The organism is Mycobacterium sp. NGS41 (assembly GCF_059812725.1).
Genome location: NZ_JCALDF010000009.1, coordinates 47,638 through 59,546, shown reverse-complemented (window position 1 = coordinate 59,546; position 11,909 = coordinate 47,638). Strand labels below are relative to the sequence as shown.

The window sequence follows — 11,909 nt, the reverse complement described above, 5'->3', positions numbered from 1 at the left end:
TATATATAGAGCTTCGCTCTCGCGTGTGGGTCTGTCAAGCCCGTGACGGCCTCGGCGACGGGTTCGCAGACGCTGGCCCGGGGGCTGACCACGCTGCAGATGGTGGCGGCGTCGGCAACCGGACTGACTGTGCAAGAACTTGCCGACCGAGTCGGAGTGCATCGGACCATCGCCTATCGATTGCTCTCGACTTTGGCCCAGTTCCGGCTGGTCGCCAAGGGTGAGGACGGGCGCTACCGGCCGGCCTCCGGACTGGCCGTGCTGGGCGCGTCGTTCGACCACAATGTGCGCCAAGTGAGTCTCCCGACGCTGCGAGCGCTGGCCGACGAACTCGGCACCACGGTGTCGTTGCTGGTCGCGGAGGGCGACCAGCAAGTGGCGATCGCGGTGATCGTCCCGACCCACGTGGCCTACCAGCTTTCGTTCCACGAGGGCAGCCGGTATCCACTGGACCGCGGCGCCGCCGGGATCGCCCTGCTGGCGAGCATGCCCCGGCGGCCGGGGGAACGCGAGCTGGTGATGCGCGCGCGTGAGCGCGGTTGGGTGATGACGTACGGGGAGATCGAGCCGAATACCTACGGATTGGCCGTGCCGGTACACCGCCAGGCGCCGTCACCACCAACCTGCATCAACCTCATCTCCCACCGCGAAGACGTCGTATTGCGTGGGAAGGACGCCGTCATCAAAGCCGCCAAGCACTTGTCCGCGCTGCTGAGCTGAAGGGATAGCAAACCATGCCTCGGGACCACGAAGCCGACGTCTATGACGTCATAGTGCTCGGCAGCGGCGGCGCCGCGCTCACCGCCGCGCTCACAGCCGCGGTGGCCGGTGCCTCAGTGCAGGTGTTCGAGAAGGCTCCAACCGTAGGCGGAACGACTGCGGTCTCGGGCGGCATCGTGTGGATCCCCGCCCACAACCGTTGTCCCGACCGGGAATTGACGGTCGACGACGCATTGCGATACCTGCGCGCGCAGTCGTTCGGTTCCATGGACGACGCGCTGGTCGAGACATTCGTACACACCGGCCCCGCGATGCTCGACTTCGTCGAGAAACACAGCGGTCTGCGCTTCGAGATCGCGCCGGGCTTTCCCGACTACCAGCCCGAGCTGCCGGGGGGACAACCGAGCGGTGGCCGGTCGCTGAGCGCAATTCCCTTCGACCTCAGCCAACTTGGCGAATGGGCTAGCCAGATCACATCGTTTCCGGAAGATTGGTCCAACGTCGGTTTCGACGCCGAAACCCGCGCGCGTTTGCATGCCGATGTCGACGAGCAAGCCGGCGACCTATGCGTGGCCGGCACCGCGTTGATCGCGGGACTGCTGAAGGGTCTGCTCGATCTCGGGGTGACACCACGCACGAAGACACGGGCGGAAGAGCTCATCGTCGACGGCGGGAAGGTCACCGGAGCGCGAATCGCTGGGCCCGAACAGAGCATGAGCGTTCGCGCCCGCCACGGCGTGATCCTGGGCACCGGCGGCTTCGAATGGGATCCTGTTCTGGTGCAAGCGTTTCTGCGCGGCCCAATGCACGGAGCGGTATCTCCGCCGAACAACACCGGCGACGGCCTGCGCATGGCGATGGCGCACGGCGCCGAGCTGGCGAACATGGGTGAAGCATGGTGGGTGCCGATCGTCCGGATCCCGGGCGACTCCATCTCGGGCAATCAACGCAGCCGCAGCGTACGGCTGGAACGCACGCGCCCGAGAAGCATCATGGTCAATCGGGCCGGACGCCGGTTCGTCAACGAGGCCTGCGATTACAACTCGATGGCCGGCGCCTTCCACTATCTCGATCCTCGCGGCGGCTACGTCAACGACAGTGGGTGGATTGTCTTCGATTCAATTCACCTGCAACGCTATGGATTTCTCGGCGTTGCCCCCGGGGAGCCCGTCCCGGACTGGTTCTGCGAGTCTGCGGACCTTGCCGAGCTGGGCGCCAAGACCGGCATCAATGCCGACGGCCTCGCTCGCACCATCGAAGAGTGGAATCGCCACGTCGCAGCCGGATCCGATCCCGACTTCGGGCGTGGCTCAAGCGCTTACGACGGTTACTGGGGTGACGACCAGGCCACCACACTGGCCGGGAAGACACTCGGCCCGATCGACACCGGCCCCTACTACGCGGTTCCGGTATGCGTCGGTGCGATGGGAACCAAGGGCGGGCCGCGGACGGACCATGACGGTCGCGTGCTTCACGTCACCGGCGAGCCGATCGCGGGTCTGTTCGCTGCGGGCAACGCGATGGCCGGCGTGACCGGACGAGCGTATGGCGGCGCCGGTGGGACCATCGGCCCGGCAATGGTTTTCGGTTACCGCGCAGGATATGCGGCCGCCACCGGGAAGTCCGTCGAGTAGCGCGAGCAGACGTAAAAGCCCCCGCACGCACGGCGTGTCGGGGGCTTTTACGTCTGCTCACCCTGGGAAACGGGTGCGGCCGCGGTGTGCCGCATAACCAACAGGATCAGCGGTACCGCGGCGAGTTCCGTGACAACCGCAAATACGACGACGCTGCCGACGGTTAGGCCGAACAGCGCGCCAATGACAGCGCTGCCGGCGAACCAGGCGAGGCCGTAGATGCCGGTGAAGATGCCGTAGGCGGAGGCGCGCCGAGCCGGCGATACCATCGGGGCCACTGCGGCCGGGATGATCGATTCATGAACGCCCATCCCCAAGCCCCACAGGCAGCTGCCGATCAGGGCGGGCCAGAAGCCGCCGAGGAAGACCAGCGGCGCGTACGCGGCAGCGGCCACCGTCAGCGGTACCAACAGACCGATACCGACCCGGTCGAAAAGACGTCCGAACACCAGGGAGCCGGCACCCGACACCGCCATTGCGGAGGCGTAGAAGACCGGTATATACGTCGCAGAAATGGTGCCGGTTTGCTGGAAGTGGTAGGCCATGATCGGAAAGTCGGCGAAGCCGGCGGCCACCAACCCCGCGGCGACGAGGTAGATCCAAAACACTCGCGGCAGCTGCTGCGTGCGCATCGGTGCGGTGGCCGGGTCAAGATCCTGCGGGCGTGGATAAAGTAGCCGCGCCACCCCCAGCAGCGAGAGCATAATCACAGCCGGAACGGCAAGCGCGCCGAACGCGAGCCGATAGTTGCCATGAGTGCTGGCGACGACAAACGCGACGAGTAATGGACCGACCAGAGCGCCGAATTGGTCGAGCGCTTCATGTACACCGAAGCCCCAGCCATAGCCCATCCGTTTTGCGGCATGGGAGAGCATGGCGTCACGAGGCGGGTTGCGGATTGCCTTCCCGATTCGTTCCGCGATCACCAGGACGGCCGCGATCTGCCAGCTGCCGGCCAATGCCATCAGCGGCACCACCGACATCTGCAAGACGTAGCCGCCGATAGTGATCGGCCAGTACAGTCCGGTGCGGTCTGCAGCGCGTCCCGAGACCAGGCGCAACCCGTAGCCGAGCAGTTCGCCGAATCCGGTGATCACCGCGATCGCCAGCGCTCCGGCACCAAGCAGACCGAGGAACTGTCCGACGATGCTGCGGGACGCTTCATACGTGAAGTCGGCGAAGAAGCTCATCACGCCGACCATCAAGACGAACTTCAGCGCGGGCGATAACCGGCGACCGCGCTGGCGGGAGGCGTTGTTGGGCAACGCCTTTCCCTCGTTGTCGACGGTATCGGGCTGGTCACTCATGGGGAGCCCTGCTTGCGATCTGGTTCTGGTGGCACGCAGCCTCGCCACGAGCACCGCTACCGCACAACACAATTCGACTTGCGAACGGAGGGAACATAGCCACCTGCGACTCCTTCTTTTCGCAGGAGCCATCAGCCATGTGACGGTTAGGAGACGATCTTCCTGGCGGGCTCCTTCGCCGCTGCCAAGTTAACCAACGCGCATTCCTATTGGTCAAGCAATAGCATCGGCGAGCAGACGCAAAAGCACCCGTTTCGGCACGAAATCGGGGGCTTTTACGTCTGCTCACCCTTGGAAACCAAGCGTTCCGCTGCGGTATAGGGATCGTCGTGGCCGTCGACCACCGACTCAGCGAGCCCGTCGAGATCCGGGCTGCTCCGCAGCCGGGTTTGCGCCAGCGACAGGATTTGGGCCCGGGCCCGAGCTAGCCGTCGGGCGCGGCTGTCGGCGCGGTGATGATCGTCGATCGCGGTCACGAGGTCCGAAACACCTTCTCCCCGTGCGGCAATGAGGCTGAGGATGGGTGCTTTGGTCTCAGCTCGCAGGTCCCGCACGGTCTGTTCGGCGCCCTCCCGGTCGGCCTTATTGACCGCCACGATGTCAGCGACTTCCAGCACACCCGCTTTGGCGGCCTGGACCGCGTCGCCGGCCCCGGGATTGAGGACGACGACGGTCGGGTCCGCGACGGCGGCGATCTCGATCTCGGATTGGCCCACGCCCACGGTCTCCAACAGGATCACGTTGTATCCGATCGCACCCAGCAGGCGGATAGCCGCCGGAACCGCGGCGGCCAGGCCGCCGATATGGCCGCGGCTTGCCACCGAACGGATCAGCACGTCGGAGTCGTTGATATGCGCGGCCATTCGTATCCGATCGCCCAGCAGCGCACCACCGCTGAACGGCGACGAGGGATCCACGGCCAGCACAGCCACTCGGCAGCCACGCTCCCGGTACGCGCCGACCAGTGCCGCGATCGTCGTCGACTTGCCGGCGCCCGGCGGTCCGGTTATGCCTATTACACCGACGTCGCGGGCCGCTCGCGCCTCGGGACCACCAAGGCTTGCCAGTACTTCGTCGCGGCGGTCGCCTTCGACAAGACTGAGCAACCGACCCGCGGCACGCGGAGAACCGTTGCGCGCACTGGCAATCAGATCGGCGATGTCCATCTTGCGGCCTATTCGACTCCTTAGGGCGCAGCGACCTCGATGACGGTCGCGGAACCCATCCCGCCGCCCGCGCACATAGCGGCGACCCCTATGCCGCCGCCGCGCCGACGCAGTTCGTACACCAGGGTGACGAGCATCCTGGCGCCGGTCGCCGCCACCGGATGTCCGAGCGAGCAGCCGCTGCCGCTGACGTTGACTTTGTCCGGGTCCAGATCGAGCAGCTTGACGGTGGCCACACACATTGCCGCGAATGCCTCGTTGATCTCGAACAGGTCTACGTCGGAAACTGAAAGTCCGGCCCGCTTAAGCGCTTTCGGAATAGCGTCGACGGGTGCCAAGCCCGTCGAGGCGGGATCGACACCGACCGAGGCCCAGGAAACCACGCGCGCCAGTGCGGGCAGTCCCAGCTCGTCGCTGGCGATGGTTAGCACCGCGGCGGCGTCGTTGGCGCCGCAGGAGTTGCCGGCGGTAATAGAAAAGCCATCGATTTCGGGATGCAGCGGCTTGAGGGCAGCCAGTTTCTCCATGCTTGTGTCGCGGCGCGGGTGCTCGTCGACCGAGAACATGCCATGCGGCGTCTGAATCGGGACGATCTCGTCGACGAAACGGCCCTCGTCGATAGCGGCGATCGCGTTGCGGTGCGACCGCAACGCCCACGCGTCCATCTCCTCGCGGCTCACGCCAGCGGCCACGGCTGCGTTCCAGCCCACGGTGATCGACATGTCCATGTTGGGTGCGTCGGGCCGGTCTGGATGGGTCGGCGGGAACCAGTCGACCCACTCACCGTCCATCTGAAACCTTGACCGCGGCGACGTGGATGCCGAGTTCACACCACCGGCGATGATGAGCTGATCCATCCCCGCGCGCACACTTGCCGCCGCACTCTGCACCGCCGCCTGACCCGCCGCGCAGTGCCGATTGTTGGCCAGGCCGGGAACCGTGGGCAGTCCCGCGGTTATGGCCGCGTGCCTCGCGACAACGCCGCCGCCGTAAAGACCCTCGCCCAGGATGACGTCGTCGACCTGCGCCGGATCCAGACCCGCCGCGGCCTCGGTGACTACGTGGTTGGCAAGGTCGAATGCGGTGGTGTCGCGCAGCGTTCCCTTTCGCGCGGTTCCGATGGGGGTGCGCAACGCGGACACGATGACGGCTTCAGGCACAGGTCTTCTCCACTTCGGCGGCATTTCAACAGGCATGCGCGGGGCCGGAGAGCCGACCGCACATTCATGAGAACACTATTCTCTCAGTTTGAGAGTATGAGTTGCAAGGTGGGTCACCATTGCAGCCGAGCAGACGCAGAATCGCACATACGTGCATCGAATCGTGCGATTCTGCGTCTGCTCGCCAATAAATCAGGAGGCCAGCTTGGAGGGAACGATCGCGGTCCCCGGCGGAAACGTCTGGTTCAAACGGATCGGCGGCGGCGCGGGCCGTCCGCTGCTCGCGGTTCATGGCGGACCGGGCTTGCCGCACAACTACATCACTTCGTTGGAACGTCTGGCCGACGAGCGGGAAGTCATTTTCTGGGATCAGCTCGGCTGCGGGAGATCCGAATGCCCGTCGAATACGAAACTTTGGACGATGGAACGCTCGGTCGCCGAGATGGCTGCCGTTCTGGAAGCCCTCGGCCTGAACCGCTTCCACATCTTCGGCAACTCGTGGGGAGCGATGCTGGCGCAGCAGTACGTCCTGGACGCGGCACCTGCTGCGGCCAGTCTCACCATCTCGAACAGCATCGCGTCAATACCGCAATTTTCGGATATGGTGGCCCACAAGAAGTCCCGCTTGGATGCGGCAACGCAATCCGCGATAGACCGTCACGAGGCCGCCGGCACGACTTCGTCGGCCGAATACCAGGCCGCGATCCGTACCTGGAACGAGACGTATCTTTGCCGTCTGCATCCCTGGCCCAACGAACTAGAGGAAGCCTTCAAGAACATGGGCAATGAGATCTTCGGTACCTTGTTCGGGCCGAGCGACTTTCATATCGTCGGAACCATCCGCGACTGGGAGGTGTTCGACCGGTTGACCGAGATCACGGTGCCGACCCTGGTGATCGCGGGCAGGTTCGACCAGTGCGCGCCAGAGCACATGCGGGAAATGCACCAGCGCATTGAAGGGTCACGGTTCGAGCTTTTCGAGTCGAGCTCGCACATGCCGTTCATCGAAGAGCCGGACCGGTTCGATCAGGTGATGCGCGAATTCCTTCGGCAACACGACGACGTGTGATTCGCTACGAAGCCCTTGTTGCGACCGCTGCCTTGATGATGGCCGTGTGCACGGTGTGCCATTGCGGGCGACTGAATCCCGCGCGCAGCAGAAGCTCGGTTGCACGGCGGGGCGTTCGCGCTTTGCCCCGCCGAGTGATCGCGAGCGTCGGGATCAGCCGTCGGGAAAACTGGTCGACCAGAACCAGATGGCCACCCGGCCGCAGCACCCTTGCGCATTCCGCGAGCCCGGCGGCTTGATCCGACCAATGGTCAAACGACGTACTGCTGACCACCACGTCCATCGACGCATCGCTGTGGGGCAGGTGCTCGGCCATCCCGGTGACGAATGTCAGTCGATCGTCGTGGGTCAACCATTTGGCGGTTCGATCATGTTGGGAGCAGAGTCAATTCCGTCAAGTTGTTGGGCTCCCGGATAGCGGTTGGCTAGCAACCGGAGGAGGCATCCGGTCCCGCATCCCACATCGAGGACGCGCTGTGGTGACGCCACTGTCGTCGTTGTCAAGGCGGCGGTGCGGTCGCTGATGATGTGGTGCAAACGACCGCGCCAGCCCTGGTCATACGACGTGGCCCGATCATCGAACTCTGCGACGTCACGATAGGGCGGTACCACGGCATTCTAGAGCGCGAACAGACGCAAAAGCACCCGCAGCGCCCCCGAAATGGGGTCTTTTGCGTCTGCTCGCCCGACTTAGTTCTTGGCCGCATTCAGCTTGGTGATGATCGAGCGGAAGTCCTCGGTGGTAAACGACTGATGCTCAGCCGAAAGGGCGTAGTCCAGACTGGCGAGCACGGCGCGCTCCAGGTGAATATTGAGCACCCGCTTGGTGCTTTCCACCGCTTGCTGTGGCAGCTCCATGATGCGCTTCGCGCAGTCCATCGCCTCGGCGACCGGATCGGCGACCACGTGGTTGGCCAGGCCGAGTTCGACGGCCCGGTCGGCGCGAATCCGCGTGCCCGTCAACGCATATTCCTTCGCCAGCATCAGGCTGATGTGCAGCGGCCAGGTCAGCGGTCCGCCGTCAGCGGCCACCAGCCCTACCTGCACATGGGGGTCGGCGAGGTAGGCATTTTCGGCGATGTAGACGATGTCGCTAAGGGCGACCAGGCTGCAGCCCAGCCCGACGGCAGGCCCATTGACCGCAGCCACCACGGGAATTCGGCACCGAGCCATGCCCAGCACGATCTCGCGCCCGTCGCGAATCGTCTTGGCCCGCAGATCGGCGTCGTTCGCCAGCTCGGCAAGATACGAGAAATCGCCGCCAGCCGAAAATGCCCGACCGGCACCGGTAATCACCGCCGCGCGGGCGGTGGGATCGTCGGTCAGCCGCTGCCACAGCCGCGCGAGCCCGACGTGCAGGTTGTCGTTGACGGCATTCAGCGCATCCGGGCGGTTGAGCGTGATGATCCGCAGGCCCCCCTCGGCGCGAACGTCGATTTCACTTGGCATGTCGTACATTTCAGACTCCCAATCCGAGGATCCGCGAAGCGATGATGTTCTTCTGTATCTGCGAAGTCCCGCCCATGACACTCTGCGCCCGACTGTACAAGTACGCGCTGAGCAGGTCTGGGTCGCGGGTTCCGGTGACCGCCAGCGCGGCGTGCCCGACGGACTGCTCAACCCAGGTCATCAGCAGCTTGTCGAGCGACCCTTCGGGCCCGTGCGAAACGCCGTCCAGCTGTTCGGACAGCCGCCGGCGGACGTGATGAGTCAGCATCTCCGACTGGACCGCTGCCCATGAGAGTTCCTCAGGTACGGGAGCTTGGACGGCGCTGTTGCGCGCCGCCAGATCCCGGACCAGTTTGCCGTATCTGGCCGCGTATCCCAGGGTGGATGGCTCACGTTCGTGGCCGACGACCGTCATGGCAACCGCCCAGCCGTCGCCGGGAGCGCCGACCATCTGGTCCGCGGGCACATTTGCGCCGTCGAAGAACACCTGGCCGAACTCGTTGGTCACACCGTTCATCATGCGCAGCGGACGTTGTTGGATGCCAAGCTGTTTCATCGCGATCACGAACGCCGACAGACCACGATGCCGTTTAGCCGCGGGGTCGGTTCGGGCCAGCAACAGACACCAGTCGGCGACGTCGGAGTAGCTGGTCCAGATCTTGTGTCCGTGCACCACATAGTTGTCGCCCTCCCGGGTGGCAGTGGTGGTCAGCGACGCCAGGTCCGAACCGGCGCCAGGCTCGCTGAAGCCCTGGCACCACCGCTCGCTGCCGTTGATGATGCCCGGCAGGAAGCGCCGGCGCAGCTCGTCGCCGCCGTGCCGGCCGATGCCGTAAACCAGGTAACCGACACTGGGGCGCGGTGGCGCTCCGGCGCGCACGAGTTCTTCGTCGACGATGACGTCGTACACCGCCGGCAGCTCCTGACCGCCGTAGTCGCGGGGCCACGACAACCCGAAGAAACCGTTGTCGTAAAGGGCCCGATGCCAGTCGGCCATGCGTACCCAGTACTCATCACCTGAGCCGGAATACTCCTTGGCGTGCAACGAAAGCCAGGATCGGAGCCGCTCCCGGAAGGCGGCCTCTTCAGCCGAGTCACGAAAGTCCAAGATCGATCTCCTTCAGCGCTACCGGCCACAGTTCGGTCGAGGTCAATGCGCGGCGCAGATAGACGTGCACCAGACAATCCCAGGTATTGCCGATGCCGCCGTGCACCTGCACCGCGGTCTCACAGACGGTTCGGGTGGCGCGCGCGCAGTAGACCTTTGCCACACGTGCGGCCTGAATGGCCTGCGCTACAGGGAGTTCGTCGACGGCCCAGGCCGCATGCCGCAGCACGCTCACCGAACCTTCGATCAGCGCCACGGATTCGGCCAGCAGGTGCGCCACCGCTTGGTAGGACCCGATCGTATTGCCATACTGTTCACGGATTTTCGCGTAGTCACAGGCGACGGCGTGCGCACCACGCGCATCTCCGACCAGGTCCGCCGACGTGGCGACCAGCGCCAAGGCCTGCCATCGTCCGGCGACTTCGTCGGACACCTCGCCGATAGCCTGCGGCGTTCCGACAATCACCGCCTCGGCCCGGGTCAGATCCGCGCAGACACTATCGGTGTCTAGATCGGCGGCCAGCACGGTGGTTCCGGACAGCAGCAGGGCGCGTTGGCATCCGCGAGCGTCGATCGCGCGATCATCGACGGCTACGGTTGTCAGCGTTGCTGCGGCGCCCGCACCGATGTGCCGGGCCAAATCGTCGGCCAGCACCGGTCCGAGGAATGGTGCGTCCACCAGTCGGCGCCCGAATTCCTCAGCGACAATTGCCACTTCGACGCCGGAGGCGCCGTCGGAGCGCAACGATCGCCACCCGGTTGTCTGAATCTGCCGGTCCAGACGCCCAATTCGAGTTTCGTCGCCGAGATCTTGCACCGCTCCCGGCCCGAGATCATCGGCCAGCTTGGCGGCGGCGTCACGTAGTTGCTGCTGCTCAGCTGTCAGCCGTACATCCATAGCGCTCCTTGAGAACTCGGCGCAGCACCTTGCCTGACGGCAGGCGCGGAATATCGTTGACAAAGATGACTCGGCGCAGGCGTTTGTAGGATGCCAGCTTCTGGTCCACCTGGGCTACCAGGTCGGCGGCCTCGACGGGAGCTCGCGCCGCGACGGCGGCGACCACCGCTTCTCCGTTCGCGCCGTCCGGGACGCCGAACACCGCGCAGTCTTTGACGGCCGGATGACCGTGCAGCACCATTTCGATTTCGGCCGGCGCGACCTGGAAGCCGCGCACCTTGATCATTTCCTTGAGACGGTCAGTGATCCGCAGCCAACCCTCGGCGTCGAGCCAGCCGACGTCCCCGGTCCGGTACCAACCGTCGTACAACACGTCCGCGGTCGCCTCGGCCGGGAGGTAACCGGCCATCAGCGAATTGGACCGCGCCTGAAGCTCACCAACCTCTCCCGGACCCACCGGAACACCGGTTTCCAGAGACACCACCCGAACCTGTACCCCCGCCACCGCTTTCCCGACGGCGTCCAAGCGCGTTCCGGCCAGCGGATTGCACGCGATGACCGGCAGTTCCGTGGTGCCGTACGCGGGCACCCACCCGATGCCGGTGCGCCGCGTCACCGTTTCGGCGATGCTGGCGCTGACCGGCGTTGCGCCCCACATGATGAACCGCAATGACGAGAGATCGTAGGACTCCAGCTCAGGGTGCGAGGCGATGGCCAGGGCAATGGGCGCAACCGCCATTTCGACTGTGATGCGGTCCTTTTCGATGCACCGCAGCATCCGCTCGACGTCGAATCGCGGATGCAGCCGCATCCACGCGCCGGTGCGCAGCGCGGTGAGGATATTGAGCAGTCCCAGAATGTGTGACGGCGGTGTGGCGACCTGGATCCGGTCGCGACCGGTCAGCTGCAACGCGCCGCGCCAGTGCCGTACCGCCGCGTCCAGCGATGCGTGGGTGTGCCGGACCGCCTTCGGCAGACCGGTGGTACCCGAACTGAACACCAGCAGCGCATCATCGTCGGCCGGCGGAACCCCAGCTGTCGATTCCCCGGCGACGACCGGTTCGTCCAGGTGCAGCATCGGCATCAAACCGGCGAGCACCGGGTGGTCGCCGACAGCATGACCCGGGTTTGTCACCGCCAGCGCGTGGTCGACCTCGTCGCGCTTCCACGCAGGGCTTATGAGCACAGCCGCCGCGCCGAGCCGCCAGATTGCCAGCACGACAGCGATGAACTCCGGCCGATTGGACGCCATCACCGCGACCCGTTCACCTGCGGTAGCGCCCCTCTTGGTCAGCGCTACGACCAGGCCGTTGGCCAACGCGTCGAGTTGAGGCAGGCTGAACTGCCGTTCCTCGCACACCAGCACGGTCGGCTCAGTCACGTCCCGTCCTTCCTCGG

General features: G+C 65.2%; 12 protein-coding genes and 1 riboswitch. Of the genes, 3 read left to right on the top strand and 9 right to left on the bottom strand.

Going from position 1 to position 11,909, the window contains the following annotated elements; all coding sequences use genetic code 11:
* Positions 1-42 precede the first annotated feature (42 nt).
* Positions 43-720 carry an IclR family transcriptional regulator gene (locus AC5Y21_RS11010; protein WP_499912172.1) on the top strand — a complete coding sequence of 226 codons (678 nt, stop codon included), beginning with the start codon at positions 43-45 and terminating at the stop codon, positions 718-720.
* 14 nt (positions 721-734) lie between these two features.
* Complete coding sequence (locus tag AC5Y21_RS11005; RefSeq protein ID WP_499912170.1) at positions 735-2,354, top strand: FAD-dependent oxidoreductase; 1,620 nt, start codon at positions 735-737, stop codon at positions 2,352-2,354.
* A 47-nt stretch (positions 2,355-2,401) separates the two neighbouring features.
* On the opposite strand, the gene AC5Y21_RS11000 is transcribed toward AC5Y21_RS11005, so the two are convergent.
* From AC5Y21_RS11000 to AC5Y21_RS10990, 3 genes are all read right to left on the bottom strand, one after another.
* A complete protein-coding gene (locus tag AC5Y21_RS11000; protein ID WP_499912169.1) occupies positions 2,402-3,661 on the bottom strand; it encodes an MFS transporter in 1,260 nt (419 codons plus the stop codon).
* Between the two features lie 115 nt (positions 3,662-3,776).
* Positions 3,777-3,850, bottom strand: a riboswitch (Fluoride riboswitch).
* 86 nt (positions 3,851-3,936) lie between these two features.
* A complete protein-coding gene (locus AC5Y21_RS10995; protein WP_499912167.1) occupies positions 3,937-4,827 on the bottom strand; it encodes an ArgK/MeaB family GTPase in 891 nt (296 codons plus the stop codon).
* A gap of 20 nt (positions 4,828-4,847) precedes the next feature.
* Positions 4,848-5,987: a thiolase family protein gene (locus AC5Y21_RS10990; RefSeq protein ID WP_499912165.1), complete on the bottom strand. Its 1,140-nt coding sequence runs from the start codon at positions 5,985-5,987 to the stop codon at positions 4,848-4,850.
* A 205-nt stretch (positions 5,988-6,192) separates the two neighbouring features.
* Between AC5Y21_RS10990 and AC5Y21_RS10985 the strand changes: the two genes are divergently transcribed.
* Entirely contained in the window at positions 6,193-7,056 is an 864-nt protein-coding gene (locus AC5Y21_RS10985; RefSeq protein ID WP_499912164.1) for a proline iminopeptidase-family hydrolase, read from the top strand.
* Between the two features lie 4 nt (positions 7,057-7,060).
* Here AC5Y21_RS10985 and AC5Y21_RS10980 read toward each other — a convergent pair whose 3' ends face one another.
* The 6 genes from AC5Y21_RS10980 to AC5Y21_RS10955 all read right to left on the bottom strand — a co-directional run bounded on the left by AC5Y21_RS10980 (position 7,061) and on the right by AC5Y21_RS10955 (position 11,892).
* On the bottom strand, positions 7,061-7,408 hold the full coding sequence (locus tag AC5Y21_RS10980) for a class I SAM-dependent methyltransferase (protein WP_499912162.1): 348 nt from the start codon (positions 7,406-7,408) through the stop codon (positions 7,061-7,063).
* Positions 7,405-7,668 (bottom strand): class I SAM-dependent methyltransferase, encoded by a 264-nt coding sequence (locus AC5Y21_RS10975; protein ID WP_499912160.1) that lies wholly within the window; start codon positions 7,666-7,668, stop codon positions 7,405-7,407. The genes AC5Y21_RS10980 and AC5Y21_RS10975 overlap by 4 nt, the downstream gene beginning before the upstream one ends.
* Positions 7,669-7,746: 78 nt before the next feature.
* Complete coding sequence (locus AC5Y21_RS10970; RefSeq protein WP_499912159.1) at positions 7,747-8,514, bottom strand: enoyl-CoA hydratase/isomerase family protein; 768 nt, start codon at positions 8,512-8,514, stop codon at positions 7,747-7,749.
* 1 nt (position 8,515) lies between these two features.
* Positions 8,516-9,613: an acyl-CoA dehydrogenase family protein gene (locus AC5Y21_RS10965; RefSeq protein ID WP_499912157.1), complete on the bottom strand. Its 1,098-nt coding sequence runs from the start codon at positions 9,611-9,613 to the stop codon at positions 8,516-8,518.
* Positions 9,600-10,511, bottom strand: a complete 912-nt coding sequence (locus AC5Y21_RS10960; protein ID WP_499912155.1) for an acyl-CoA dehydrogenase family protein — start codon at positions 10,509-10,511, stop codon at positions 9,600-9,602. Before AC5Y21_RS10960 ends, AC5Y21_RS10965 begins: the two co-directional genes overlap by 14 nt.
* A complete protein-coding gene (locus AC5Y21_RS10955; protein WP_499912152.1) occupies positions 10,489-11,892 on the bottom strand; it encodes a class I adenylate-forming enzyme family protein in 1,404 nt (467 codons plus the stop codon). Before AC5Y21_RS10955 ends, AC5Y21_RS10960 begins: the two co-directional genes overlap by 23 nt.
* Positions 11,893-11,909 lie beyond the last annotated feature (17 nt).

What these genes read in the sequence shown, in the direction of transcription:
- AC5Y21_RS11005 (WP_499912170.1), top strand. Translation starts at nt 735, where the DNA reads ATGCCTCGGGACCACGAAGCCGACGTCTATGACGTCATAGTGCTCGGC.
- AC5Y21_RS11000 (WP_499912169.1), bottom strand. Translation starts at nt 3,661, where the DNA reads ATGAGTGACCAGCCCGATACCGTCGACAACGAGGGAAAGGCGTTGCCC.
- AC5Y21_RS10995 (WP_499912167.1), bottom strand. Translation starts at nt 4,827, where the DNA reads ATGGACATCGCCGATCTGATTGCCAGTGCGCGCAACGGTTCTCCGCGT.
- AC5Y21_RS10970 (WP_499912159.1), bottom strand. Translation starts at nt 8,514, where the DNA reads ATGTACGACATGCCAAGTGAAATCGACGTTCGCGCCGAGGGGGGCCTG.
- AC5Y21_RS10960 (WP_499912155.1), bottom strand. Translation starts at nt 10,511, where the DNA reads ATGGATGTACGGCTGACAGCTGAGCAGCAGCAACTACGTGACGCCGCC.